This is a genomic window from Symbiopectobacterium sp., assembly GCF_047692315.1.
Classification (GTDB): domain Bacteria; phylum Pseudomonadota; class Gammaproteobacteria; order Enterobacterales; family Enterobacteriaceae; genus Symbiopectobacterium.
The window spans coordinates 1-25,240 of sequence record NZ_JBLLJS010000023.1 but is presented as its reverse complement, the minus strand read 5'-3'; the positions used below and the strand labels follow the sequence as shown (position 1 = coordinate 25,240).

The window sequence follows — 25,240 nt, the reverse complement described above, 5'->3', positions numbered from 1 at the left end:
AACGCTAAAATTGCAGGGTCTGGCAGGCCGTGAAAACAAATTTTTTAAACCCCTGCGCTGCGGCTGACAGCATTTTGTCTTTGCGGGTAGCCAGATAGATATAGCGAGTGGGGCCTGGATCGCGAATACGCATCACATGCAGATCAGAGCGAGAAAGCGTGCTGATACGCGGCATCACGGCAATGCCATAGTTGACGCTGACCAATCCCACCATCGCCGTATCTTCTTCAACGTAGCAAGCAATTTCCGGAATCAGTTTTTTCTGCATAAACATCTTATCTCTTATCGATAAATTGGCTCAGCCCGCTTTTTGGTGAAAACAAGATGAACGGGTAGGCAATAGCCTCTTCCAGTGAAACCTCCTCATTTCCTTGCTGCGCCAACGGATGCTGGCAGGAGGTCACTAGCACCAGTTCCTGGCTTATCAGCGGCAGAAACTCTATTTCGCCCTCATCCGCCACCAACGAACAGATAGCCATATCGTATTTATCCGCTTTCAGATCTTCCACCAACGATGACGTAGTGCCCTGATAAAAGCAGAAGCGCTTCTTGTCGTTACCGGGCAGGTGGACAAAACGATCTACCAGGCGCGGTGCCACGGTTTCGCCCATGGTGTAGATAAATGCCAGACTGATCACGTCATCCTGTGGGCCACACATCTGACGCAGCACCAGGCGGCCATTTTCCAGTTCCAGCAGCGCATTCTCCACATAGGGTAAAAACAGCTTGCCCGCATGGGTGATACGCACATTCCTGCCAGATTTTTCAAACAGCATAACACCCAGTTCTTTCTCAAGTTCTGCAATGGCGTGGCTAAGCGATGGCTGAGTGATAAAGAGGCTTGAAGCGGCCTCGGTGTAATGCTGCTTTTCAGCCAGACGTTTAAAGTAGTGGAGCGGTTTTAAATTCATGACCGGCCTCTTGGCATGGATATCACGGCATTCCTGCGCACCGTGATGTCGGTGGAATTCTATTGCCAGCATATCCCGCTTTTACCGTTGCGACTGCCTGTTAAACCGGGCTAATGCAACATTGTTTCGGAGCTATGCAATATAAGCTGTGCGCATGTCTGCAAAAGAAAAACTCACTGCGTAACACAATTGTTAAAGAGTAAAAACATAAATCGGACAGGAATGACACTGTATTATAGCATATATACGCCATCTGATAAATTGGGAAAGAAATACTGTCTACCAGATCACAAAACAGATTATCACTGCAAACACATTGTGATTCACACCTGCTTCCCCCCATTATTTTGTTGTATGTCATTTGTGAAATAAAAACAATTTATCAACATCCCTTACGCAGCGTTTCTCACATTGCACAGCAATAAAGTTGGAAACTAAAACGGCATATTACGTATTTATTATCGTACACGTTTAATACATTACATAGCGATAATAAAACATATCTCACGCAGCACCGCTCATTATTGAAATACAAAAATGTCAGGAAAAACGAAAACCGCTACCCCTGGTTATGAAAAATATCAACAACAAGCAGAATCATTAACAAAATGCGGAGAAAAGCATGAGCCAGAATAAGGCCTTCAATGCGCCCTTCTTATTAGCCGTCGTCGGTATCTATCTCAGTTATTTTTTACATGGCGTCAGCGTTATCACGCTGGCACAAAATATGACATCCCTTGCGGAAAAATTTGGCACTGACAATGCGGGTATTGCTTACCTGATTTCGGGTATTGGCTTAGGCCGATTGGTCAGTATTCTCTTCTTTGGGGTAATCTCAGATAAATTTGGCCGCCGTTCTGTCATCCTCCTTGGTGTCAGTTTATATATTTTGTTCTTCTTTGGTATTCCCGCCAGCCCAAATCTGATTGTCGCTTTCGGCCTGGCCGTGTGCGTCGGCGTTGCCAATGCAGCGCTGGATACCGGTGGCTATCCGGCGCTGATGGAGTGTTATCCCAAAACATCAGGGTCAGCCGTCATTTTATTAAAAGCCATGATCTCCTTCGGCCAGATGTTATACCCGATGCTGGTCAGCTACCTGCTACTCAGTCACATCTGGTATGGCTATGCAATGATCATCCCCGGTGTTCTCTTTGTACTGGTGTCGTTGCTGCTGCTGAAAAGCAAGTTCCCCAGCCAATTGGTGGATGCAGCCATCGCCAAAGAATTACCGCAGATGAACAGCAAGCCGCTCGCCTGGTTGGAAGGGGTTGCCTCTATCATTTTTGGCGTTGCGGCGTTTTCCACTTTTTACGTTATTGTAGTCTGGATGCCCCAATATGCTATGGCCTTTGCCGGTATGGCGGAAGCCGATGCGCTGAAAACCATCTCTTATTACAGTATGGGTTCACTGGTGTGCGTCTTTATTTTCGCCCTGCTGTTAAAAAGCATGGTGCGTCCGGTGTGGGCCAATGTTTTTAACACCGGAGTTTCCGTCATTACAGCCACGATTATTTATCTCTATCCCTCGCCGCTGGTGTGTAACGTGGGCGCCTTTATTATTGGCTTTTCTGCCGCGGGCGGGATATTGCAACTCGGTGTTTCCGTGATGTCAGAATTTTTCCCAAAAAGCAAAGCCAAAGTCACCAGCGTTTACATGATGATGGGTGGCCTGGCTAACTTCTTAATTCCGCTAATCACCGGATATCTGTCAAAAATCGGCCTGCAACACATTATTTTGCTGGATATCGCTTTCGCCCTGTTGGCCTTTGTTACTGCCATCGTTGTTTTTATTCGCTACTACAAAGTGTTCAAAATTCCGCGAAGCGATTTACGTTTCGGTGAGAGTTTTTTCAATAACAACGCCACAACCATTTGAATATCGATATTAAAACCTGAACAGAACGGCAATCGACAGTCTGCGCGATAAGCGCCCACTTATTGCCTGAATAACTGCACGACCTATTATTACCCTTGTGTAAGGAGTTTAGAATGGATGTTACCGCAAAATATGAACTGATTGGATTAATGGCTTATCCCATCAGACACAGCCCCTCGCCGGAAATGCAAAACAAAGCGTTGGAAAAAGCGGGTCTGCCTTTCACCTATATGGCATTCGAAGTGGACAACACCACCTTTAGCAAAGCCATTGAAGGCCTCAAGGCATTGAAAATGCGCGGTACCGGCGTCTCTATGCCAAATAAACAATTAGCTTGTCAATATGTGGATGAATTAACACCTGCCGCCAAGTTAGTCGGTGCCATTAATACCATTGTTAACGACAACGGGTATTTGCGTGGTTATAACACCGATGGTACCGGGCATATTCGCGCCATCAAAGAAAGTGGTTTTGATATTCAGGGAAAAACCATGGTTTTGGTCGGGTCAGGCGGTGCATCAACGGCGATTGGTGCCCAGGCAGCGATTGAAGGCATCAAAGAGATCAAACTGTTCAACCGTAAAGATGAATTTTACGAACAGGCTCTCGCGTTCGCCAAACGTGTCAATGACAACACCGATTGCACCATCACCGTCAACGATTTGGCTAACCAGAAAGCCTTCGCCGACGCCATTGCTCACGCCGATATTCTGACCAACGGCACCAAAGTCGGCATGAAGCCGCTGGAAAACGAGTGTGTGGTAAGCGACATAGCCATGCTGCGCCCAGAACTGTTGGTCACCGAGTGCGTATATAACCCGCACATCACCAAACTGCTGCAAATGGCCATGGACGCAGGCTGCAAGACCATTGATGGCTACGGCATGTTGCTATGGCAAGGGGCTGAGCAGTTCAAGCTATGGGCCGGTAAAGAGTTTCCTCTGGAACACATCAAAAAAGTGATGGGCTTTAACGCCCAAGACACGCCGCGTTATTGGCCTGTGTAGCAAAAGATGACGTAAAGGGAAAAGCATGAAAACCGTAACCGTAAAAAATCGGGTGTTTGGCGAAGGCGCACCAAAAATTATCGTCACCCTGATGGGCAAAGACATCGCCGCCATCAAATCTGAAGCCCACCATTATCAGGACGGCGACGTCGATGTTCTGGAATGGCACGCCGATCATTTCGATGACGTGACCTCCACCGCCGGCGTATTGGATGCCGTGCGCACGCTGCGCGATTGCATCCCCGATAAACCACTGTTGTTTACCTTTCGCAGCAAGCAGGAAGGCGGCGAAAAAGCGCTCTCCGCTGAGGCCTACATTGCGTTGAACAAAGCTGTAGTGGAGAGCGGTCTGGTGGACATGATCGATCTGGAGCTGTTTACCGGTGATGCGCTGGTGAAAGATACCGTGGCTTTTGCTCATGCACGCGGGGTGAAAACCATCATGTCCAACCACGATTTCCACAAGACGCCGCCAAAGGAAGAGATCGTCAAACGGCTGTGCAAGATGCAGGAATTGGGCGCAGATATCCCGAAAATCGCCCTGATGCCGCAGAACAAAGACGATATGCTCACCCTGTTGGCCGCCACGCTGGAAATGCATGAGAAGCACGCTGACCGCCCAATTATCACCATGTCCATGTCGAAAACCGGTGTTATTTCCCGTCTTTCCAGCGAGCTGTTTGGTTCAGCCGCCACCTCCGGCTCCCTGAAAAAGGCCTCCGCTCCGGGGCAGATCGCCGTTAAAGATTTGCGCACCGTATTGACGGTATTACATCAATCCTGAGTAGCGATGACAGAGCCTTTGCGTTGTCGAGAACAGCGCCCGTCCATTCTCTTATCACGAGGAGTTGCAATGAAACTGGAAAAACCTAAAAGAATTAATGGCCGAGTGCCGGTGCTTTCCGCACAGGACGCGGTCAATTACATCCCTGATGAAGCCACGCTGTGCGTATTGGGGGCCGGCGGTGGTATTCTGGAAGCCACCTCTCTGATCACCGCCCTCGCCGACCACTATAAAACCACGCAGTCACCACGCAATTTGTCATTGATCAGCCCAACGGGGTTAGGTGACCGCGCCGAGCGAGGCATCAGCCCACTGGCACAGGAAGGCCTGGTCAAATGGGCGTTGTGCGGCCACTGGGGACAGTCACCGCGTATTTCCTATCTGGCAGAACAAAACAAGATCGTCGCCTATAACTACCCGCAAGGGGTGCTCACTCAGGCGATCCGCGCCTCTGCCGCTCACCAGCCAGGTATTCTGAGTAATATCGGCATTGGCACCTTTGTCGACCCGTGTCAACAAGGCGGCAAGCTGAATGAAGTGACCAAAGACGAGCTGATCAAGCTGGTCGAAATCGATAATCAGGAATACCTGTTCTACAAGGCCATTGCCCCCAATGTCGCCTTTATCCGCGCCACGACCTGCGATAGCGAAGGTTACGCCTCTTTCGAAGATGAAGTGATGTATCTCGATGCGTTGGTGATTGCACAAGCGGTACACAACAACGGCGGTATCGTGATGATGCAAGTGCAGAAGATGGTTAAAAAGGCCACGCTGCACCCTAAATCCGTGCGTATTCCCGGCTATCTGGTCGACATCGTGGTTGTTGATTCAACGCAAACCCAGCTGTACGGCGGTGCGCCCGTCAACCGTTTTATCTCCGGTGATTTCGTGCTGGATGACAGCGCCAAAATGGCAATCCCACTTAACCAACGCAAGCTGGTAGCACGCCTCGCACTGTTCGAAATGCGCAAAGGCGCTGTCGGTAACATGGGTGTCGGTATCGCCGACGGCATCGGTCTGGTGGCTCGCGAAGAGGGCTGTGCCGATGACTTCGTGCTAACGGTGGAAACCGGCCCCATCGGCGGGATCACAACACAAGGTGTGGCCTTCGGTGCCAACGTCAATACCCGCGCCATTCTGGACATGACCTCTCAGTTCGATTTTTACCACGGCGGTGGGTTGGATGTGTGCTACCTGAGCTTTGCTGAAATCGACCGACACGGCAACGTTGGCATGCATAAATTCAACGGCAAGATCATGGGCACGGGCGGGTTTATCGATATCAGTGCCACCTCGAAGAAGATCATCTTCTGCGGCACCCTGACAGCCGGCAGTTTAAAAACCGACGTCGGCGACGGTAAGTTGACGATTGCGCAGGAAGGGAAAGTCAAAAAATTTATCCAGGAAATACCGGAAATCACGTTCAGCGGAAAAATCGCGCTCGAACGCGGGTTGGATGTGCGTTACATCACCGAGCGCGCCGTCTTTACCTTAAAAGCGGACGGTTTGCACTTGGTTGAGATCGCTCCCGGTGTCGATCTGGAAAAAGACATTCTGGCACAGATGGATTTTACCCCGGTCATTTCACCCGACTTAAAACCGATGGATACACGCCTATTTTTCGATGACGTGATGGGCTTTGTATTGCCTGACGCTGAACAATAACAGGAGTAAAACGTATGGACTTTTCCTTAACCGAAGAGCAAGAGCTGCTGCTCGCCAGTATTCGGGAATTGATTACCAGTGATTTCCCGGAAGAGTATTTTAGAACCTGCGACCAGACCGGTACATACCCGAAAGAATTTATGAGGGCGCTTGCTGATAACGGCATTTCTCTGCTGGGCGTGACGTACGCTGTGAGAGAATTGGCGGCGGTACCGATGAAATCATGATTTATATTGCCGGACGGCAGATCCTGAAAGATTATCAAAGTAAATAACTAACTGATGGTGACTCCCGTCCCACGGGAGTCACCACTGGATATATCCTTCACATCAGCAATTCTGAGCTCTCACCAAACTCCGTTATATACTCCAACCCATTAAGACTATTCTTGAACTGCTTACGGTATTCGCTGGGTGAGCAGCCAACATGGCGCATGAATAATTTGACGAAGTGATCAACATTGTCATACCCCACGCGAATGGCAATTTCATTCAAACTACACTCGGTGTTGGTCAGAGCAAATTTTGCCTCGGTGATCCTGCGTTTAATCACATAGTTGATAGGAGAAATATGATATTCCTTGGTAAATTCATGACAGATGTAGCTAACACTGGCGCGGAATTTTTTAGCGAGCTGTTCCAGGGTTATTTTTTCACGATAATTGTTATTCAGATAAACCAGAATATCTTTCACTAATACTTCTTTACGAATATAACCGGATTCAGAACGGTAGGCATTTTTAAAGTTTTCATAAAACAGTGCAGTCAATGCATAGCCGAAAGCATCGTAGACTTGCGAGGATAAAAGATTTTTTTGCTGTGGTAACATCACTCCCAGTTCGTGAAATATACTTTTTATGACCTCTTTTCCTTTCACCACGGAAACTACCGGGCAGGAATTGAACCGCATGATCTGATTCTCATCCCGATCGCGGAATTTAAATCCGTAAACGGCGCAGGTATAGGTGGTTGCCGGGGATGCATTATCGGATGCGACAGCATGCAATTGGCCACGCTCCACCACCACAATATCACCGGTCTGTGCAACATAATTGGACGAATCGATGATGAGCCGGGCTACGCCACTTTTTACATAGATCAGCTCCGTTTCAGCATCATACACGTGGTGTCCGGACTCCCAGTTTGGGTCATCACTGATCACAAAACGGGACAATTTGGGCGTCATTCCCTTCTCAAACAAGGTATCGGTATTATTGTCAAACCAGCGCTGATACATGACAACCTCCACGGGAAGCAGTAAGGTGTGAGCCAATTATTTAGGGGTAAAGTAGCGCAACGACGAGTACTATATATCACGATTTTTACCGCGCAAAACAAGATTGTTTGCATATCATGCAAGATCACACCGCCCGATTGTTCCGCCAGAAAAGAGACGTTTTTTACCGCATAATCCTGTGTTTTTTCTCATTAAAAACACGCATTGCCTACATACAAAAACATCGCATTCACAATCCACTGAAATTTTCATTATTCAGTGAGCGTGTTAATAATTCCAATTAAAAAAAGCCTCGCATTTATGATGCTCGTCACATCTTATTTTTACCCATCGTTTCCAGCGTTAATACGCTGTAGCGTGATTTACCTTAATGTTTAAAGATAACACCACATAGGAATATGTCAGAAAATATATTTACCTGCCGCCGCGCACAATTTTTTTGCAAGATTGTTGGTAACTAAAACATATTATCATGTCGTTTTTTACCCCTATCCCCCGCACACTATTTCCATCAAATTTTTATATCTCTCTGAGGCACATCGATATTACTTCTCGATGCAAAGCCTGCGAGCGACCAATAGGAGACGCCATGAAAATAATAACCTGCTTTAAGCTGGTGCCCGAAGAGCAAGACATTGTGGTTACCGCCCAACGTACGCTCAATTTCGACCGCGCCGATGCAAAAATCAGCCAGTTTGATTTAAACGCCATCGAGGCCGCCACCCAGTTGGCCGGTGTTGCGGGCTGCGTCGCCGGTTATATCATGGCACAAGCCGGGCTTGATGTATTAGTCATTGAGCGCGGTAATAGCGAAGGCAGTAAAAATATGACCGGTGGACGCCTCTACGCGCACAGCCTGGAGAGCATCATGCCCGGGTTTGCGCAACAGGCCCCCGTTGAACGCAAAGTCACGCGAGAAAAAATTTCTTTTCTCACCGACGAAAGCGCCGTCACGATGGATTACCACAGCGAGCAGCCGGATATCCCCGCCAAAGCCTCGTATACCGTGTTGCGTAACCGATTCGATCCCTAGCTAATGGAGAAAGCCGAAGAGGCTGGCGTGCAGTTTATTCCCGGCGTGCAGGCAGGCGAAGATGCGTTGGAAGCGAACGTGGTGATTCTGGCCGATGGTGTGAACTCGCTGCTCGGCCGTTCTATCGGTTTGGCCCCCCCGTCTCCCCATCACTATGCGGTAGGCGTGAAAGAACTGATCGCCCAGCCCTCATCGCAAATCGAAGATCGGTTTAACCTGTCACCGGGAGAAGGCGCGGCTTGGCTCTTTGCGGGTTCGCCTTCCAACGGGTTGATGGGCGGCGGTTTTCTCTACACCAACAAAGACTCTATCTCCCTTGGGTTAGTCTGCGGTCTGAGCGATATCGCGCACGCCAGCAAAAGCGTACCGCAGATGCTGGAAGATTTTAAACAACACCCGACGATCCGTCCGCTGATTCAGGGGGGAGAACTGCTGGAATACCCTGCGCACATGGTACCTGAAGGCGGGCTGGAGATGGTACCCAGCCTGGTGGATGACGGCGTGATGATCGTAGGCGATGCTGCCGGTCTGTGCCTCAATCTGGGATACACAGTGCGCGGTATGGATCTGGCGATCGCCTCGGCACAGGCAGCAGCCAACACCGCAATTGCCGCAAAACAGCGTCAGGACTTCTCATCCGGCAGCCTGATGGAATACAAACGCGCATTGGAACACAGCTTCGTGCTGCGCGATATGCACCATTATCGCAAGGTGCCGGCCATGATGGAGAACCCACGTATGTTCACCCAGTACCCGCGTATGGTGGCCGATATTATGAGCGATCTGTTTATTATTGATGGCGGCCCGAACGTGCCGGTGCGGGCAAAAATCATGAAGCGCGCCAAGCAGGTTGGCCTGATAAATCTGCTGAAAGACGGCATCAAGGGAGCGACAGCGCTATGAGTAACGACAACAGCGTCAATGTGGACGTCAAACTGGGCGTCAACAAGTTCCATGTGGATGAAGGCCATCCGCACACTATTCTGGCCGACAACCCCGATATGGCCGAGTTTCGCAAATTGCTCAAGGCCTGCCCGGCAGGGCTCTACAAGCAGGATGAGGCAGGGAATATTCATTTCGACTCTGCCGGTTGTCTGGAGTGCGGTACCTGCCGGGTACTGTGCGGCGAACCCATTCTGGAACAATGGGAATATCCGCAGGGTACGTTCGGTATCGAATTCCGCTTTGGTTGATCCCCCGCAAAAGTGTTTAACGGCCGCGATGTGGCCGTTAAACACTGAGACAAAAACACATGACCGTTTCAATAGCATTTAACGCTGAACGTCGGGCGTTATATCGTCAACAAGGGTTCTGGGGAGACGCCTCACTCGCCGACTATTGGCATCAAACACAACGCGCCATGCCGGACAAGGTTGCCGTGGTTGACAATCAGGGGACGTCTTACACCTATGCAGTTAGACCGCGCCTCGGGCAGTCTCGCGACCTTTTACTCACCTGTGGCGTGGAACCCGGCGATCGCGTCGCTTTTCAGCTTCCAGGCTGGTGCGAGTTCACGGTTGTCTATCTGGCATGCCTGAAAGTGGGTGCCGTATCCGTGCCGCTACTCCCAGCCTACCGTGAAACTGAACTGGTGTGGATCCTCAATAAGTGTCAGGCAAAAGTGCTGTTCGCCCCCACCTTGTTCAAAAATACTCAGCCCATCGACAGGATTATCCCACTGCGTGAACAATTGCCTCACTTACGCCAGGTGGTCGCCGTGGATAAACTGGCTCCCGCCAACACCGCCACGCTGGCACTCAGTCAACTATTGCAGGCCTTTACACCGTTGGATACGCCGATCCGCGTCCATGGAGATGCATTGGCCGCCGTGCTTTTTACCTCCGGCACGGAGGGGGTGCCCAAAGGGGTGATGCTGACGCACAACAACATTCTTGCCAGCGAGCGTGCCTACTGTGCGCGGCTTAATCTGACCTGGCTGGACACCATTTTAATGCCCGCGCCGCTGGGCCATGCCATCGGCTTTTTACACGGTGTTACCGCACCTTTTATTATCGGTGCACGTAGCGTACTGCTGGATATTTTTAATCCGACAGACTGTCTTGAACTGCTACAGCAGGAGCGATGTACCTGCGTGCTGGGGGCTACGCCGTTCGTCTATGACCTGTTGTGCTGCGTGCAGCAGAAACCTTACGATCTGTCATCGCTGCGCTTTTTCTTGTGCGGCGGTACCACAATTCCCAAGAAGATCACCCGTGATTGTATGCAAATGGGCATAAAACTGCTCAGAGTATATGGTTCCACGGAAAGTTCACCGCACGCGGTGGTGATGCTCGATGATCCTACGTCGCGAATTGTTAACACCGATGGGCGGGCAGCACCGGGCGTCGAAATCAAAGTGGTCGACAAAGCACGGAACGTGGTTGATTGCGGTGAAGAAGCCTCGCGTGGCCCGAACGTGTTTATAGGATATCTGGATGAGCCGGAATTGACGGCGCGCGCGCTGGATGAAAATGGCTGGTATTACAGTGGTGATCTGTGCCGCATGGATCCAGACGGCTACATCAAAATCACCGGGCGCAAGAAAGATATCATCGTGCGCGGCGGTCGTGGTCGCCATGCCCGATGAACGTTTGGGAGAGCGCTCGCGCCTATGTGGTGTTTAAAGCCCCCTACCACACGCTGACGCTAGAAGATGTGATTGCCTTTTTCAGCCGCAAACGCGTGGCAAAGTACAAGTACCCCGAGCATCTGGTAATCGTCGAGAGCTTGCCGCGAACCGCATCAGGGAAAATCAAGAAATACCTGCTGCGACAAGATATTCTGCAACGTCTGGGGCTGGATGAACACCAACAAGCCCACCACTCCCTGTTCTCCGCCTGATCCTAAAACCTAAGGCTCTCGATAAGAGAGCCTGCTTATTATGTCAATAATACGTCACCAGCCTCACAGGTTGTCGCTTACGCCAACGCTTCCCAACAGGCAGCCTCACTCAATGGGCAGTCGCACTCTTGCTGTGCGGCATCCGCAACCATCTGCTTTACCGCCAATTCACGAAACTGTGTTGGGCTGACGCCGACGTGTTTGTGAAAGAATCGGGTGAAATAGGCTTCATCGTTAAAACCTAACGTGGCGGCCAGTTGTTTGATGGTTTTGGCGGTATAGACCAACTCCCGCTGCGCTTCCTGAATCACCCGGCGGTTGATCACATCCAGACTGGACATCCCGAGCGTCAAGCGGCACAGGCGAGAAAGATGGCCGGGAGACATCCCCATGTGTTGCGCATAGCTGTTCACCGCCAGCAGCTGGCGAAAGCGTTCTTCAACCAGAGCCAGAAACTTGTTCACTTGCCGCCGTCTTGCGCGAACACACTTCATAGGTTTGCGGCTCACTGGCCCGCCCGCTAATGCGCGCAATGTTCGACAGCAAAGACGTCAGCAGCGATATGCCCATGGCCGTCTGCGTCGAGCTCGGCGTATGCCATTCGCGTAACAGTAACAGCGCCTCAAAAGCCTCCTGCACCACCGAGCGTTCCTCCGGCATCTGAGCCAGAGAAAACATACAGGGTGTTGCCAGCAGCTTTATCACATGGGGGGGCCAGCAACTTGATCACCGACTCCAGTGGCTTTTGCGAAACCGTCACCGTCAGCCCCCCTGAATCTGGCGTGTAGGCCAGACAATGCACGGTTTGCGCGGGTACCAAAATCAGGCAGGGCGCTTGCGAGGTAAAATGGCTGTAATTGAGCAACAGATCGACACTGCCGCGCTCGATAAACAGCAGTTGCAACAACGTTTCATGCACGTGGGGAGAGACTTTCCAGTTCAGCGCGCGGGAGCGGAACGAAATCTGCTCTACATTGAAGAAATTCTCCCAACTTAGCGCCGTTTGCTCGCCATAGAGCGTATAGACAGTAATGGTGGTTGCCATAACAGACTCCCCTTAACGCACCGGGTGGGCAGCATGAGCAGATGTTGGCTCACGGCTGACAATGGGTTGAATACGCGCAATCAACATAAACAACGCGCCGCATATGGCAATGATTGCCCTCAAGTACATGGCGTACTCATATTGGCCGGTAATATCGATGATCACCCCTGAAAATACCGGTGCCAAAATACCCGCTGTCGTACCGAATACCCCGTTCAGCCCCACCAGTAGCCCGGTATTTCTCTGCGAGAACGTCATCGGAATGGAGAAATGTGCACCCATCGTAAAGCAGAGGAAAAAATTGGAAGCAGAAATTAACGTGGCCGCCGCGCCCAGACTGTTAGCACGTGTGCCCAGAATCAAAAACATCCCCGCCAGCAGCAGTCCCAACATCGGCGTAAACTTGCGGCCTGCGTTTTGTCCCATCCTACGTACCGCCCAATCCGTGACAATCCCTCCTAAAGGATAGGCGATGATAGCGACCAAATAGGGCAACATGGAAAATATCGCACTTTGTTTTAAATGAATGCCACGCCCTAGCGCGAAATAGGTCGGAAGCCAGGTCATAAACAGGAAAAACAGGTAATTAGTACAGAAATAACACAGCGCACGGCACCACACGGAAGGGGTTGAAAAAATATCGCGCCGGCTCAATGGCAGCCTATCTTGCGTCAGCTTCTCCCCCTGTTGGCCCGCATAGATATAATCGCGCTCCGCCTGGCTAACAGCCTTATCTTCCTGTGGACGATTCGCTCCCCAACGCCACCATAGCAAGCACCACAACAGCCCCGGTAACGCCAGAATCCTAAAGACTTGTTGCCAGCCCCAGAGTTGCACGATAGCGGCGGCAACCATCATTGCAACAGAGATCCCGGCCGGGCATCCCACCTGTAACCACCCGGTGGCCTTGCCCGTTTCGCTTTTTGGCACCCAGTGGGCTAACAGAGAAAAGTTGGCTGGCACCAGCAACCCCTGCCCAAACCCAACCAGGATACGTAACGCCATCATTGCCCCCAGCGTCTCGCCTAACGGGGTAAGAAAGGTGAAAAGTGCCCACCACAGCGTGCCCGTAACCAGCACCACGCCGCCCCACGAACGATCGGCAAACATACCGGCGGGCAACATGGTTATGGCGTAGCCGATAAAGAATGCAGTGGAAATCCAACCGAACTCGGTGGCACTCCAGCCAAACTGTTGCATTAACTCAGGCCCGCACATGGACATGCTGCTACGGGCTACAAACATAACAAAGTAATCGATAATCAGCAGGGCAATTATGCCCCAGCGTCTGTTTCCAATAGATGCGTTCATGATGACTCCCGGAGGGGACCGCCGCAGGAAGTGCCTTGCGGCGGTCACTATGGCAGGATGTAGGGCGTTATCACAAAATGACGCCGCGGCTTTCAATCAACGGACTGGCGATGGTTAGACGCTGCACCGTACGTGGCCCTTCCTCAAACCACAGCGCGCGTGCATCACGGTACATTTTCTCTACCGGGCCATAGGGGTTATCTTCGAAATAGCCAATACCGCCAAAGATTTCCAGGCAACTGTCAGAGACCGTGCGTACTGTGTCGATGCCGTGCAGTTTGCACATCGCGGATACCATATTTCAATATCTTCACCGCGATCATCGCGCGGGAATGCGCCAGGGCATTCATAAAGATATCCAGCCCATCGCCTTCCTGGTCCATGATGTTATGTGCTGGCACTTCGCAATTTTCAAAGCACAAATAAGAGTGCCCCGCCCCTCAACATCCCATCATGTGCGGCATCGGATCGATGTAGTAGCCAGGGGTATTGGTTTCAATAAAGAATGCGGTGAGGCCGCCTTTTTTCCGTTTGGCTTCATCAGTAACCGCAATCACGTAAGAAGCATCGGAAATATCGGTATGAGAAATCAGCGTCTTACTACCATTAAGTATGTATTTATCCCCCTTTCTTACCGCCGTAGTACGAATATCAGCCCCCGAACCGCAGTCGGCCTCCGTCAAAGCAAAGTTGATATAGGCATCTTTATTTGCCAGTTTTGGCAACCATTTTGCGCGCAGATCCTCGGCACCATGATCGTGGAGAATCCGCCAATTCAGGCCATTGGCATGGTACAGATTCATTCTCATCCCACCTGGGCCACGACAAAATTCCTTCATTACAGCAAAGAATTGCTCGCAGTTAAATCCCATGCCGCCATATGCCTCAGGGATGGCCAGACGAAACAGATCGTTTCTGCGGCAAACATCATAATAGGCATCGGGAAAAACATTGGTTCTTTCCACTTCCAACTGTAATTCTTCCAAATCGTTTTCCGTCACACGGCGAACTTTTTCTTTCAATGCAGCCAATGCCTGCTCTGATAATAGGGTCATGATATTACTCCACTTAGAATGAGTAGATTTATTGTGTGTTCCCGTTTCTAAAGTGAGTATAGATTTTGCTTTGATTATCCAACCAGCGACATTTAAAACACAAAATTGGACAAATCAAACACAAAGAAAAATATCATCTAAAACCAATGCATAAAAAAAATTAAAGAAGGAAGTAGTACTAGAACATCATATAACCGATTATTCAATATCATTATTAACTTCAGGATCGATCCGTCCAGGTAAATAAGTAAATTATCTATGGCGTTATTTTTTCTTCACACTATTTTAATGAAAATGTTTATCGCAAAATATGGCATACAGAGGTTATTAATGGTGTTATTATCCCATATGCAAAAAAGCCTTAAACCCACAGCGGCACAGCGCGCAATACGCCACAAAAATAGCACCAAGCCGTCTTTTTATTGCCGGTACCGCAATTCTACCTGTGTGAGTACTATCGGCGCCTGATAATCGACGTTGCTGCCAACAATACGTCGCAACCCCCTGATTGCTGCGGTCACGCAATGAAACAACTTCTCCCACAGACACCTGATGTTACTCATCATCTCATCTTCACGGTAAGAGGCGGTTTCGAGAGCAATAGCCTTAGCGTCACTATCGGGCAGCCAGCACACCCAATGACGCCACAACATCACATTGCCTGGGTGTACCTGTATACCTTTCAGGGCGGACAGTTGAAATTTCTTGCTCCAGGGGAAGAGAGTAAAGCGATGTTTGCCTTGGCAGATAAAGATGCCTACGTTTATTGCGATCGAGCCGTGTGCAAAGGGCGCGACTGCAAATTCAACTGTAAGCGCGGGTTCGGTATATGGGCATATTGTAACCAGCATGGATTGTGGCATTACAGCCTTTAATCTCTATTCGGTTACAGATTTGCCAAATGTTGCCGCAATCGCATTTTATCCTGACTGATCTGCGGCGCTTTAATTACATCGAATGAACCGAACACCGGTAATATATCAAAACCACAGAATTTATAGACGGAGGTGGTTGAGGAAAACAAGTCTTCCAGAGAGCGCCCGGCATAGAGCCGTTGGGCTGGGTCATCAAAGGCCTCTTTCGGCGTGTTCATGGTCAGCGATAACAGGAATTTTTTACCGTGCAGTTTTCCACCCTCTCTATATTGCTTGCTCAGATCATTCGCTATACGGCCATCGTCGATCAAGAAACTTTGCTGACTCATCCCTGCCGTGAAGATTTCATCAACATATTTCTTGTATATCCAGGGAGTACCAAACCAAAACACCGGCGACTGGGTAATGATAATATCCGCCCAAAGGTGTTTCTGCACTTCCTCATTAATGTCATAGCCCTTTTCAATATACGTTTGCCGGGTGCGATACCCTTTTTTATCCATTTCACTCTTGATCAGAGCAACATACTCTCGATTAAGCCTCCCTTCGCTAAGGCCTGGGTAAGTCTGACGTGCATTGATGATAAACACATTTTTTACGTGAGGCTGGATTGCCCCTATTGCCCCAGTGGCAAAAGCAGGCAATACCGCAGCGGCGGTGACCGCCAACCCTGCTTTGATAAATTCACGGCGTTCTCGAGCCACAGCGCCGTCGGAGTCGATTTGTTTACTAAAGGATTTACCGCAAGGGAACCGCCTGTCCTTGTCCATCATGTGAATTCCTTTTGTCATTTTATAAAGAAAATCCCAATAGCCCACGATGGCTAGAATAAGGGGATATAGCTAACGAGGATCACAACGGTAAGGCACTTTTTGGCGTTGGGGATGGACAAAACAGAAACAGCTGACCAGAGAGAGTTATCAATCGGGGGGATTAACATTACACAGAAACAAAAAAAGAACCTTTCGGTTCTTCAAATGTTGGAGCGGGAAACGAGACTCGAACTCGCGACCCCGACCTTGGCAAGGTCGTGCTCTACCAACTGAGCTATTCCCGCATCACACTATAAATACTGGACATTGCAACATTATATACTATTACGCAGTTAGCGTTGGCCACCAACCTGTCCAATGCGGGCATTTTACTAACCTGCCCTGACGAGTCAATAAAATTATCCCTTAACGCTCACCAATTGCTGTTTTTTACGACGCTGCGGTCAGGAATCCAACAAATCGCGCCACGCCGCGCTCAAATACTGAAACATAGACCAGAAGGTCAGTACCGCCGCGATATACAGAGCAATGATGCCAGCCCCTTCAACCATACGCTCTGGGCGCCAGAGCAATCCAACCAGCGCGAGCATTTGTGCAGTGGTTTTCACCTTACCCACCCAGGAGACCGCAACATGGCTGCGTTTACCAATCTCAGCCATCCATTCACGTAGTGCAGAAATAATGATTTCACGCGCAATCATCGTCGCAGCAGGCAGTGTGATCCACCAAACGTGGTAATGCTCTGCCACCAGCACCAACGCCACTGCAACCATCACCTTGTCAGCCACCGGATCGAGAAACGCCCCAAAACGGGTGGTTTGCTTCAAACGGCGCGCCAAAAAACCATCAAACCAGTCAGTGACCGCAGCAACCACGAAAATAAAGGCACACAGCAGCGGTGCCCAGGCAAAAGGAAGATAAAACGCCAGCACAAAGAAAGGGATAAGGACAACACGAAACAGAGTCAGCAATGTTGGTATGTTCAATTGCATAGGGATTGGCTACTTTGGCTGGTGTGGGTTGGTGGATATGTTGCTACATTGTCCCTAGTGTTTCAATGCATGAAAGATTTTTTCTGCCAATGCATGTGAAATTCCCGGCACATTTGCAATTTCGTCGATGCTGGCATTTAACAGTGGCTGCATACCGCCTAAGTATTTCAGCAGCATTTGCCGACGTTTTGGCCCAACCCCTTCGATCAGTTCCAGCGAACTGGTGTTTTTCACTTTTGCACGCTTTTTGCGGTGCCCGGCGATAGCGTGGTCGTGCGAGTCATCGCGAATATGCTGGATGACATGCAGCGCGGGTGAATCCGTAGGCAGAGCGATCCCTTCACCGGTCGCTTCGAAAAACAGCGTTTCCAGCCCTGCCTTACGCTCTGTGCCTTTCGCCACTCCGAGCAGCAACGGTTTGTGCTTATCCCACGGCACCTCAAGCTCATCAAACACCGCGAGCGCCTGCCCCAATTGGCCCTTACCGCCATCGATAACAATCACATCAGGGATTTTGCTCTCTTCTAACGCCTTGCCATAGCGACGTTTCAGAACCTGATTCATGGCCGCGTAGTCATCCCCCGGCGTAATGCCACTGATGTTGTAACGGCGATACTCCGAACGCAGCGGCCCATTGGCATCTAATACCACGCAGGACGCTACCGTCTGCTCGCCCATGGTATGGCTAATATCGAAGCACTCCATACGTTCGATTTTTTCCAGATGAAGCACGTCTGCCAGTGCCGCCAAGCGCTGATGAACAGTGGACTGCTGCGAGAGTTTGGTTACCAGCGCCGTGGCTGCATTGGTGCGCGCCAGTTTCAAATAGCGGGCGCGATCGCCACGCGGTTTGGTTTGAATATGAATACGACGCCCCGCCACCTCAGACAGCGATTCCGCCAATACCTCTTTATCAGGCAAAGCGAAATCCAACAAGATTTCGGTCGGCAGCGTGCGAGATAAGCTGCCTTGCAGATAAAATTGCCCCACGAACGTCTGTACCACTTCCGCCAGTTCTGTTCCTGCGGGCACCTTCGGGAAATAGCTGCGGCTACCCAGCACTTTGCCTTGACGGATAAAGAGTACATGCACACAGGCCATACTGGCATCAAACGAAACACCAATAACATCCAGGTCTTCGCCATCCCCAGAAACAAACTGTTTCTCGGTGACACGGCGCACCGCCTGGATCTGATCGCGAATGCGCGCCGCTTCTTCAAAATCCAACTGGCGGCTGGCTGTTTCCATCCGCGCCACCAGTTGATTGAGCACCTGCTGATCTTTGCCGGACAGAAAGAGCCGCACATACTCCACCTGCTGGCGGTAGTCTTCTTCACTTACCAGACCTGCGACACACGGCCCCAGACAACGCCCGATCTGATACTGGAGACAGGGACGTGAGCGGTTTTGATACACACTGTTTTCGCACTGACGAATAGGAAAAAGCTTTTGCAGCAGCACCAGGGTTTCACGCACGGCATTGCCGTTTGGAAAAGGACCGAAATATTCCCCTTTTGCGTGCTTGGCCCCGCGATGGACTGCCAGCCTCTGGTGATTATCGCCGCTAAGAAAGATCATCGGGTACGATTTATCATCACGCAGCAATACGTTATAGCGTGGCTGATAGAGCTTGATGTAGTTGTGCTCAAGCAACAGCGCTTCAGTTTCTGTATGGGTGATGGTGACATCAATCTGGTGAATGGCCTTCACCAGTGCTTCCGTCTTGCGACTGGCGACATTGCTGCGAAAATAGCTGGCAAGGCGTTTTTTTAAATCTTTTGCTTTACCGACGTAGATGACCGTATTGCTCTCATCGTACATACGGTATACACCAGGCTGGTTGGTAACGGTTTTTAAAAACGCGGGGGAATCGAAATGTTCACTCACTACTTAACCTTCGCTCACTGCCTTTCACTGCTCATGGACGGCCCCCGCATTAAACAGTCCATGACGGATAGCCAAATGTGTCAACTCGACATCACCGCTCACATTCAGCTTGCTGAACATGCGATAACGGTAACTGTTTACCGTCTTAGGGCTCAAACTTAAACGTTCGGAAATTTCCGTGACTTTTTGCCCTTGGGTGATCATCATCATAATTTGTAATTCGCGTTCAGACAAACACGCCAGCGGGGTTTCTGTATGAGGAGCCAATTGGCTCAGCGCCATACGTTGTGCAATATCAGAGGCAATATAACGGTTACCCGCATGCACAGCACGGATAGCACAAATCACTTCCTGCGGCGCAGCGCCCTTGCTGAGGTAACCCGTGGCACCTGCTTGCATGACTTTAGCAGGTAATGGATTCTCGGTATAAATAGTTAGCATGATAATTTTAATTGCAGGGGCAAAACGCGCAATCTTACGCGTGGCTTCAAGACCACCGATACCCGGCATATTCATGTCCATTAACACAAGATCGACAGGATGCTGACGGCACCACTTGACGGCATCTTCACCACACTGCGCCTCGCCAACCACTTTTAATCCTTTAGTGTCGTCGAGAATGTGCCTTATCCCTGCCCGCACCAGTTCATGGTCATCCACAAGAAAAATGCTAATCAAAAATTATTCTCCAAAAAGGGTGTAACGCTGAACGCCTGGCAACCGCAGATGGAAGCGACAATCTTTTGAGAAAATTATAAAATGGCGATATTTCAGATATTTCACATTTATACCCTAAATAACTCGTGTCACAGGGCGGCAAAAAACGAGAGAAAAATCTGTTTGTTACAGATTCGAACAGCGACTGCACTTGCCCAAAAGATGCACCTCAGAAAGGAAGTTCATTAATCCCGGCGCTTACTCAGGTAAGTGATTCGGGTGAGCAAATGTAGCCATCGCACATGCAACTTGCAGTATGATGGGTATATTGACATATATGGCAACAATAACCCCGTGCCGCTGAGTCAGAGCAACAAAATACCTAAAACATCATGATACACATCAGTCACAGCCATGCCACATAAATTTGATGTTTCAGCGGTAAGAGAGTGGTTTTATTCGTTATTCAGTGGATTGAACATACTATGTTCATTGGCATGACATTGGACTCTAACTATTTAAGTCAATAAAAATTGAGTACATGAGTTAATTTAAACATCATTTACACTTTCTTTTCATCACGCTGTCATCACCTATTTTCATCCCAGTGTCACTTTGATGGCATATGCAATTGAAATGAAATGTATCGCTCGCAACATTTACAATACATAATGCGTGGCTCGTCGGTTAAAAAAGATAAAAAAGTCGCATAACGAACAGAAAAACACCATTACTTCCCTGACATTATCAATCCAACGCCACCACAGCACACACTATGCTATACTCTCGCGCATTCTAAAGCCCCTCTGCGTGAATGAGCCATGTTCAGCGCAGAATAAGACGTTCCACGATATGGTGTTTGTTAAGGAGAGCGCATGAGCAACGTAGATTTTTCTACTGGCAAATCCGTTGAAACACTGGCAGACGAAGTAACCTGTTTAAAAGCAATGATTACGCTGCTGCTAAAAGCCATCGGCCAGGCTGATGCTGGAAAAGTGATCATCAATATGGAAAAACAGATCGCTCTAATTGACGATCCCGCTCAAGCGGAAGTTTTTTCCACCACATTGAAACAGATCAAACACGCTTATCGTCAGTAATGACAGCAGGTTAAGTCTGGCGGCCAGATCCCTCTGGCCGTTTCTGTCACGGCACACCGTCTCATGGCACAGTTGTTACATCTGACGTTCACGCATCAGCGTTTGCAAACTTGAGCAACAGCGCGTGTTCCATCGATTTATAGTGCGTTAAATCCAGAACATAAACCTTATCAAACAGGCGTTTTCGGGAGAGTTGCTTGATCTCATCGACCAGCGATTTTAACTCACTGTAACACCCATTAATTTTGTACTCCGACGACTGCTCCGTACAGATAATCTCATGGATCACCTGGCTCAGCGCCGAAAGTGGGATAACGGAATTGAGATCCTGGTAACTTGTTTCAACCACTACCAAGAGTTTCTCTATCCCCATGAACCCCTCCTGATTGAATGAAGTTGTTGCATGACAGACCTGGATCACTACGCTACGCATCAAGGCCAACGGTGCTTGAAGTCGTGCAAGCCGTAGTGGGAAAAGTATAGCAGGTCTACATCAAACAGGAGGAATAAGACAATCAGCAAGTGATCCCTGTCTCCGCGGGAAAGACACATTTATTGCGCAACCATTAGACCATCATGCAAGGGAATCCATTACTTAGGCGCAGAGTAATTATTTAATAACAGGGAGAGTATAAACGAGATGTAAATAACGAGGAAGAAATTGTTTTGGATATAACAAAATAACGGATAAAAAACACTAATCAGCCAACAATCATTATTGTAAATATCATATTTTAATCGCGAGCAATTAAGCAAAATTGATGTTGGTGGGTCGTGCAGGATTCGAACCTGCGACCAATTGATTAAGAGTCAACTGCTCTACCAACTGAGCTAACGACCCAAAGCTGTGAATTATTCCCCTGTTACCTGCTGCTGTCAAACGGTTAATTTGATTTTTTTCTTTTCGCTTCCAGCCACGAAAATCAGATTGTCGACAAAAGCCGATTTTGTTAGTCTTGCCCGCGCTTATATCCGTCATCTCAATTCCTAGCATGCCTAGCTTTATCCGAACAGAAAATACACAGACGTAAAACGTGCGAATGTTCACCTTATCTATGCCATGTCCTCGGTATCATGCGCGGCATTGCCAGGTTGGTTTAACAGGATCTATTTTTACCTATCACTATCATCAGAGAGCCATTCAAGAGCTCAACACAACATCACCGACAAAAACAGGAAATTTAACACATGGTAGATAACGTCAAAGAGGTCGACGACCCATGATGAAGGCCTAAGGCGCAACCTGACCAACCGGCATATTCAACTTATTGCTATCGGTGGCGCTATCGGCACCGGTTTATTCATGGGTTCGGGTAAAACCATCAGCCTGGCAGGCCCTTCGATCATCTTTGTTTATATGATCATCGGGTTTATGTTGTTCTTCGTTATGCGGGCAATGGGCGAGCTGCTGCTTTCCAATTTGGAATACAAATCGTTCAGCGATTTCGCTGCCGACCTGCTGGGCCCATGAGCAGGTTTTTTCACTGGATGGACTTACTGGTTCTGCTGGGTGGTGACGAGCATCGCTGATGTGGTCGCCATTAGCGCCTATACCCAATTCTGGTTTCCAGAGCTCTCGCAGTGGGTGTCTTCTTTATTATGCGTTCTGCTGCTACTGACGCTCAACCTCGCTACGGTCAAACTGTTCGGAGAAATGGAATTCTGGTTCGCCATGGTCAAGATTGTGGCGATTGTCGCCCTGATTATCCTGGGGGCGGTACTGGTCTTCATGCATTTCCCTTCCCCATCAGGTTCTGTCGCTTCCTTCACTAACCTGTGGGATCACGGAGGCATGTTCCCAAAAGGGATAAGCGGTTTTTTTGCCGGATTCCAGATAGCGGTCTTTGCATTTGTTGGGATCGAACTGGTCGGTACGACTGCAGCCGAAACCAAAAATCCTCAGGTGGTGTTACCGCGAGCAATTAATGCAATTCCTATTCGCATCATCATGTTCTACGTATTCTCGCTGATCATGATAATGTCAGTCACGCCATGGAACGCAATTGCCGCCGATCGCAGCCCCTTCGTTGAAATGTTTGTGCTGGTAGGGTTCCCTGCTGCCGCCAGCGTGATCAACTTTGTCGTGTTAACCTCAGCGGCCTCTTCCGCCAACAGCGGCGTCTTCTCTACCAGCCGGATGCTGTTCGGTCTGGCAAAGCAGGGCGATGCACCTGCAGCTTTCGCTCATCTGTCAAAACGCGCAGTCCCTGCGACAGGGTTGCTGTTTTCCTGCATCTGTCTGCTGAGCGGAGTGGTACTGATTTACCTGATTCCAAATGTGATGACGGTATTTACACTGGTAACAACCGTTTCCGCTATTCTGTTCATGTTTATCTGGAGCATTATCCTGTGCTCTTATCTTAAATATCGGAAAACCCGGCCACAGTTGCACGCCAATTCAACCTACAAAATGCCACTGGGTATCGTCATGTGCTGGGTATGCCTGGTCTTTTTTGCTGGCGCGATAATTCTGTTAACACTACAACCGGATACATTGCAGGCACTTCTCGTTACGCCGCTTTGGTTTATCCTGCTTGCAATTGCTTATCAATTCTTACGCAAGAAAAAACAGAGCGCCTAATTCCGCATAAAATCATTGCAGGCCTTCATACTAAAGACGCTTATTATTGGCGTCTTTAGTTTTTAATGCATATCCTTCGAAAGTAACACATCAATCAAAACAGCGTTAATAGCTCTAAACATAATTAAAGACAAAATGTGAAAATAGATTTTAATTTAGCAAATAGATGACGCTATAGAGCCTTTCAATCACTCTGGCGCATTTGCAGATGCCATACTGCTAATATTTCTCAGTAGCAGATACACATCGTCTTTTTCACCGGCAGGCATAGCTTCGCGCCTGACAAGCATATCGATTTCACTTTTTAGATTGATCAATTTATGATCATCCATAGTAGAAATAATCGCAGAGACCAGCATCTCAAGAGATGCGACGCGGGTCTGAAGCCGCTTCTCATCCGCCTCCTTTTGCGCCAGCTTGATTAGTAGTTGAGAAAGAAGAGTATTCATTTGAACTCCTTTGTCAATAATAATGCGCCTATGAGCAACCAAGTAAAAAGAGATATATGCCTGCGGAGAAAACAGGGATTGAGATTAATGTAACACTAGAATTGCTTCCTCTACCAGCACCAGAATAAAAACATTATTCAGTTAGCGCGTAGACTGGCAAATAAAATGTAAAGTGCCACGGTTACTCGCGATGGAATCCAACTGCGGTAAGTTAGCAAGAGAGATGACCAGCCATCATAACGATGTCTGGCGTTGCACGGTCAGATATTAACAGGCTGCCGCACACTATTGACGGCAGTTTTTGCCTGTTCACATTGGTGCAAGATAGTTTGTGCGTGTGAGTAAAGAATTTTCCCTGCTTCAGTCGGCGTAACGCCACGTCGGCTACGAACTAACAGTTGCTTTCCCAATTCACTTTCCAGCGTCGCCACCTGTTGGCTTAATGCCGGTTGTGCAATATGTAACAACTCGGCAGCCTGCGTCAGGCTACCAATATCAACGATTTTAACAAAATATTTGAGCCGCCTTAGATTCATTTTCGCCCCCTGAGTAGTTACCCTTTAGAGGTAGCAAGAAGCGCGCCAGTTTGTATTACTTTTCGATTCTCATATTGATTTTGTGAACACAGTTGCCCGTAAAATAAGGAAAAGAAATGGTTGGTGTGTTTTTTTGCAGCGCTGCCAATCTATGGAACGCAGAGGAAATCAAGAAGCCAATGCACCAGCATAAGGCAAAACATGCCATATCGAGGTGCAAACCCTTGTCACAGATGTATGGTTGCTCGCCCTATCGTTATAAAAGTGCTCATCAACACCATGATAATTCAATGAATTGACTATTAGATCAGCAATCGAGAAAGATTGTGCATCACACCCTTTGACAAGCCCATACGCTATCGCTATTATCCTCCGCACTCACCGATTCCTCTGTAGTTCAGTCGGTAGAACGGCGGACTGTTAATCCGTATGTCACTGGTTCGAGTCCAGTCAGAGGAGCCAAATTATTGTTCTTATGCATCCTTGCGAATCCCTATCTGTTTTAGGCTCAACAGGTTAGCGTGAAAACCTTTCCCGATGCGTTCTTATTTTTCCCTCCGCATCGGGAGAATTTGGTGGTCAGATTTGGGGTCTTTCCGGTTCGATAAAGGAGTGACCCGCATATG

General features: G+C 49.0%; 20 protein-coding genes, 3 tRNA genes and 7 pseudogenes. 13 read left to right on the top strand and 17 right to left on the bottom strand.

Annotated elements, in window-relative coordinates:
- Nucleotides 1–4: 4 nt before the first annotated feature.
- Nucleotides 5–911: pseudogene (locus ACMZI0_RS12310) on the bottom strand (LysR family transcriptional regulator).
- Nucleotides 912–1,533: 622 nt separating this feature from the next.
- Here ACMZI0_RS12310 and ACMZI0_RS12305 point away from each other — a divergent pair.
- The 5 genes and pseudogenes from ACMZI0_RS12305 to ACMZI0_RS12285 all read left to right on the top strand — a co-directional run.
- Nucleotides 1,534–2,787 (top strand): MFS transporter, encoded by a 1,254-nt coding sequence (locus ACMZI0_RS12305; RefSeq protein WP_415673170.1) that lies wholly within the window; start codon nucleotides 1,534–1,536, stop codon nucleotides 2,785–2,787.
- Nucleotides 2,788–2,900: 113 nt separating this feature from the next.
- Nucleotides 2,901–3,794, top strand: a complete 894-nt coding sequence (gene ydiB, locus ACMZI0_RS12300; RefSeq protein ID WP_415673169.1) for a quinate/shikimate dehydrogenase — start codon at nucleotides 2,901–2,903, stop codon at nucleotides 3,792–3,794.
- A gap of 25 nt (nucleotides 3,795–3,819) precedes the next feature.
- The gene (gene aroD / locus ACMZI0_RS12295) at nucleotides 3,820–4,578 is read left to right on the top strand and encodes a type I 3-dehydroquinate dehydratase (RefSeq protein WP_415673168.1); all 759 of its coding nucleotides are present in this window, start codon (nucleotides 3,820–3,822) and stop codon (nucleotides 4,576–4,578) included.
- Between the two features lie 69 nt (nucleotides 4,579–4,647).
- Nucleotides 4,648–6,243, top strand: coding sequence for an acyl CoA:acetate/3-ketoacid CoA transferase (locus ACMZI0_RS12290; protein WP_415673167.1), 1,596 nt, complete (start codon nucleotides 4,648–4,650; stop codon nucleotides 6,241–6,243).
- Between the two features lie 14 nt (nucleotides 6,244–6,257).
- A pseudogene (locus tag ACMZI0_RS12285) lies at nucleotides 6,258–6,425 on the top strand (acyl-CoA dehydrogenase); the annotation flags it as partial.
- A 142-nt stretch (nucleotides 6,426–6,567) separates the two neighbouring features.
- On the opposite strand, the gene ACMZI0_RS12280 reads toward ACMZI0_RS12285, so the two are convergent.
- Complete coding sequence (locus ACMZI0_RS12280) at nucleotides 6,568–7,479, bottom strand: AraC family transcriptional regulator (RefSeq protein ID WP_415673166.1); 912 nt, start codon at nucleotides 7,477–7,479, stop codon at nucleotides 6,568–6,570.
- A 589-nt stretch (nucleotides 7,480–8,068) separates the two neighbouring features.
- On the opposite strand from ACMZI0_RS12280, the pseudogene ACMZI0_RS12275 reads away from it, so the two are divergent.
- From ACMZI0_RS12275 to fadK, 4 genes and pseudogenes are all read left to right on the top strand, one after another.
- Nucleotides 8,069–8,212 (top strand): annotated as a pseudogene (locus tag ACMZI0_RS12275) (electron transfer flavoprotein); the annotation flags it as partial.
- Nucleotides 8,189–9,415 (top strand): annotated as a pseudogene (locus ACMZI0_RS12270) (FAD-dependent oxidoreductase). The pseudogenes ACMZI0_RS12275 and ACMZI0_RS12270, both read left to right, overlap by 24 nt.
- The gene (locus tag ACMZI0_RS12265) at nucleotides 9,412–9,705 is read left to right on the top strand and encodes a ferredoxin family protein (protein ID WP_415673165.1); all 294 of its coding nucleotides are present in this window, start codon (nucleotides 9,412–9,414) and stop codon (nucleotides 9,703–9,705) included. The pseudogene ACMZI0_RS12270 and the gene ACMZI0_RS12265 overlap by 4 nt, the downstream one beginning before the upstream one ends.
- Before the next feature lie 59 nt (nucleotides 9,706–9,764).
- A pseudogene (fadK, locus tag ACMZI0_RS12260) lies at nucleotides 9,765–11,353 on the top strand (medium-chain fatty-acid--CoA ligase).
- Between the two features lie 77 nt (nucleotides 11,354–11,430).
- Here fadK and ACMZI0_RS12255 read toward each other — a convergent pair.
- The 6 genes from ACMZI0_RS12255 to ACMZI0_RS12230 all read right to left on the bottom strand — a co-directional run bounded on the left by ACMZI0_RS12255 (nucleotide 11,431) and on the right by ACMZI0_RS12230 (nucleotide 14,764).
- Nucleotides 11,431–11,817 carry a helix-turn-helix domain-containing protein gene (locus ACMZI0_RS12255; protein ID WP_415673164.1) on the bottom strand — a complete coding sequence of 129 codons (387 nt, stop codon included), beginning with the start codon at nucleotides 11,815–11,817 and terminating at the stop codon, nucleotides 11,431–11,433.
- On the bottom strand, nucleotides 11,792–11,995 hold the full coding sequence (locus ACMZI0_RS12250; RefSeq protein WP_415673163.1) for a hypothetical protein: 204 nt from the start codon (nucleotides 11,993–11,995) through the stop codon (nucleotides 11,792–11,794). Before ACMZI0_RS12250 ends, ACMZI0_RS12255 begins: the two co-directional genes overlap by 26 nt.
- Nucleotides 11,976–12,398, bottom strand: a complete 423-nt coding sequence (locus ACMZI0_RS12245) for an AraC family ligand binding domain-containing protein (protein ID WP_415673162.1) — start codon at nucleotides 12,396–12,398, stop codon at nucleotides 11,976–11,978. The genes ACMZI0_RS12250 and ACMZI0_RS12245 overlap by 20 nt, the downstream gene beginning before the upstream one ends.
- A gap of 12 nt (nucleotides 12,399–12,410) precedes the next feature.
- The gene (locus ACMZI0_RS12240; RefSeq protein ID WP_415673161.1) at nucleotides 12,411–13,709 is read right to left on the bottom strand and encodes an MFS transporter; all 1,299 of its coding nucleotides are present in this window, start codon (nucleotides 13,707–13,709) and stop codon (nucleotides 12,411–12,413) included.
- 70 nt (nucleotides 13,710–13,779) lie between these two features.
- A complete protein-coding gene (locus ACMZI0_RS12235) occupies nucleotides 13,780–13,995 on the bottom strand; it encodes an acyl-CoA dehydrogenase family protein (protein ID WP_415673160.1) in 216 nt (71 codons plus the stop codon).
- 154 nt (nucleotides 13,996–14,149) lie between these two features.
- Nucleotides 14,150–14,764 (bottom strand): acyl-CoA dehydrogenase family protein, encoded by a 615-nt coding sequence (locus ACMZI0_RS12230; protein ID WP_415673159.1) that lies wholly within the window; start codon nucleotides 14,762–14,764, stop codon nucleotides 14,150–14,152.
- Nucleotides 14,765–15,288: 524 nt separating this feature from the next.
- Between ACMZI0_RS12230 and ACMZI0_RS12225 the strand changes: the two genes are divergently transcribed.
- On the top strand, nucleotides 15,289–15,639 hold the full coding sequence (locus tag ACMZI0_RS12225) for a desulfoferrodoxin family protein (protein ID WP_415673158.1): 351 nt from the start codon (nucleotides 15,289–15,291) through the stop codon (nucleotides 15,637–15,639).
- Nucleotides 15,640–15,650: 11 nt separating this feature from the next.
- On the opposite strand, the gene ACMZI0_RS12220 is transcribed toward ACMZI0_RS12225, so the two are convergent.
- From ACMZI0_RS12220 to uvrY, 5 genes are all read right to left on the bottom strand, one after another.
- Entirely contained in the window at nucleotides 15,651–16,457 is an 807-nt protein-coding gene (locus tag ACMZI0_RS12220; RefSeq protein WP_415673157.1) for an NAD(P)H-dependent oxidoreductase, read from the bottom strand.
- A gap of 163 nt (nucleotides 16,458–16,620) precedes the next feature.
- Nucleotides 16,621–16,696, bottom strand: a tRNA-Gly gene (locus ACMZI0_RS12215).
- Nucleotides 16,697–16,855: 159 nt separating this feature from the next.
- Nucleotides 16,856–17,404 carry a CDP-diacylglycerol--glycerol-3-phosphate 3-phosphatidyltransferase gene (pgsA, locus tag ACMZI0_RS12210; RefSeq protein ID WP_415673156.1) on the bottom strand — a complete coding sequence of 183 codons (549 nt, stop codon included), beginning with the start codon at nucleotides 17,402–17,404 and terminating at the stop codon, nucleotides 16,856–16,858.
- Nucleotides 17,405–17,458: 54 nt separating this feature from the next.
- Nucleotides 17,459–19,291, bottom strand: a complete 1,833-nt coding sequence (gene uvrC, locus ACMZI0_RS12205; RefSeq protein ID WP_415673155.1) for an excinuclease ABC subunit UvrC — start codon at nucleotides 19,289–19,291, stop codon at nucleotides 17,459–17,461.
- Nucleotides 19,292–19,315: 24 nt separating this feature from the next.
- Nucleotides 19,316–19,969, bottom strand: a complete 654-nt coding sequence (uvrY, locus tag ACMZI0_RS12200) for a UvrY/SirA/GacA family response regulator transcription factor (RefSeq protein ID WP_415673154.1) — start codon at nucleotides 19,967–19,969, stop codon at nucleotides 19,316–19,318.
- 854 nt (nucleotides 19,970–20,823) lie between these two features.
- On the opposite strand from uvrY, the gene ACMZI0_RS12195 reads away from it, so the two are divergent.
- Nucleotides 20,824–21,048 carry a DUF2594 family protein gene (locus ACMZI0_RS12195; protein WP_415673153.1) on the top strand — a complete coding sequence of 75 codons (225 nt, stop codon included), beginning with the start codon at nucleotides 20,824–20,826 and terminating at the stop codon, nucleotides 21,046–21,048.
- Nucleotides 21,049–21,136: 88 nt separating this feature from the next.
- On the opposite strand, the gene ACMZI0_RS12190 is transcribed toward ACMZI0_RS12195, so the two are convergent.
- A complete protein-coding gene (locus tag ACMZI0_RS12190) occupies nucleotides 21,137–21,421 on the bottom strand; it encodes a hypothetical protein (RefSeq protein ID WP_415673152.1) in 285 nt (94 codons plus the stop codon).
- A gap of 392 nt (nucleotides 21,422–21,813) precedes the next feature.
- A tRNA-Lys gene (locus tag ACMZI0_RS12185) sits at nucleotides 21,814–21,889 on the bottom strand.
- Nucleotides 21,890–22,243: 354 nt separating this feature from the next.
- Here ACMZI0_RS12185 and cycA point away from each other — a divergent pair.
- A pseudogene (gene cycA / locus ACMZI0_RS12180) lies at nucleotides 22,244–23,629 on the top strand (D-serine/D-alanine/glycine transporter).
- A gap of 188 nt (nucleotides 23,630–23,817) precedes the next feature.
- On the opposite strand, the gene ACMZI0_RS12175 reads toward cycA, so the two are convergent.
- Both ACMZI0_RS12175 and ACMZI0_RS12170 read right to left on the bottom strand, forming a co-directional pair.
- Nucleotides 23,818–24,078, bottom strand: a complete 261-nt coding sequence (locus ACMZI0_RS12175; protein WP_415673151.1) for a sigma-S stabilization anti-adapter protein IraP — start codon at nucleotides 24,076–24,078, stop codon at nucleotides 23,818–23,820.
- A gap of 275 nt (nucleotides 24,079–24,353) precedes the next feature.
- Nucleotides 24,354–24,614 (bottom strand): annotated as a pseudogene (locus ACMZI0_RS12170) (LysR family transcriptional regulator); the annotation flags it as partial.
- A 386-nt stretch (nucleotides 24,615–25,000) separates the two neighbouring features.
- Between ACMZI0_RS12170 and ACMZI0_RS12165 the strand changes: the two are divergent.
- Nucleotides 25,001–25,076: transfer RNA gene (locus tag ACMZI0_RS12165), tRNA-Asn, on the top strand.
- Nucleotides 25,077–25,240: the final 164 nt, after the last annotated feature.

Coding starts and splice junctions, on each gene's coding strand:
- ydiB (WP_415673169.1), top strand. CDS start 2,901: ATGGATGTTACCGCAAAATATGAACTGATTGGATTAATGGCTTATCCC.
- ACMZI0_RS12265 (WP_415673165.1), top strand. CDS start 9,412: ATGAGTAACGACAACAGCGTCAATGTGGACGTCAAACTGGGCGTCAAC.
- ACMZI0_RS12225 (WP_415673158.1), top strand. CDS start 15,289: ATGAAACAACTTCTCCCACAGACACCTGATGTTACTCATCATCTCATC.
- pgsA (WP_415673156.1), bottom strand. CDS start 17,404: ATGCAATTGAACATACCAACATTGCTGACTCTGTTTCGTGTTGTCCTT.
- ACMZI0_RS12240 (WP_415673161.1), bottom strand. CDS start 13,709: ATGAACGCATCTATTGGAAACAGACGCTGGGGCATAATTGCCCTGCTG.
- ACMZI0_RS12190 (WP_415673152.1), bottom strand. CDS start 21,421: ATGGGGATAGAGAAACTCTTGGTAGTGGTTGAAACAAGTTACCAGGAT.
- ACMZI0_RS12195 (WP_415673153.1), top strand. CDS start 20,824: ATGAGCAACGTAGATTTTTCTACTGGCAAATCCGTTGAAACACTGGCA.
- ACMZI0_RS12280 (WP_415673166.1), bottom strand. CDS start 7,479: ATGTATCAGCGCTGGTTTGACAATAATACCGATACCTTGTTTGAGAAG.
- ACMZI0_RS12245 (WP_415673162.1), bottom strand. CDS start 12,398: ATGGCAACCACCATTACTGTCTATACGCTCTATGGCGAGCAAACGGCG.
- ACMZI0_RS12175 (WP_415673151.1), bottom strand. CDS start 24,078: ATGAATACTCTTCTTTCTCAACTACTAATCAAGCTGGCGCAAAAGGAG.
- ACMZI0_RS12230 (WP_415673159.1), bottom strand. CDS start 14,764: ATGACCCTATTATCAGAGCAGGCATTGGCTGCATTGAAAGAAAAAGTT.
- ACMZI0_RS12235 (WP_415673160.1), bottom strand. CDS start 13,995: ATGTGCAAACTGCACGGCATCGACACAGTACGCACGGTCTCTGACAGT.
- aroD (WP_415673168.1), top strand. CDS start 3,820: ATGAAAACCGTAACCGTAAAAAATCGGGTGTTTGGCGAAGGCGCACCA.
- ACMZI0_RS12305 (WP_415673170.1), top strand. CDS start 1,534: ATGAGCCAGAATAAGGCCTTCAATGCGCCCTTCTTATTAGCCGTCGTC.
- ACMZI0_RS12290 (WP_415673167.1), top strand. CDS start 4,648: ATGAAACTGGAAAAACCTAAAAGAATTAATGGCCGAGTGCCGGTGCTT.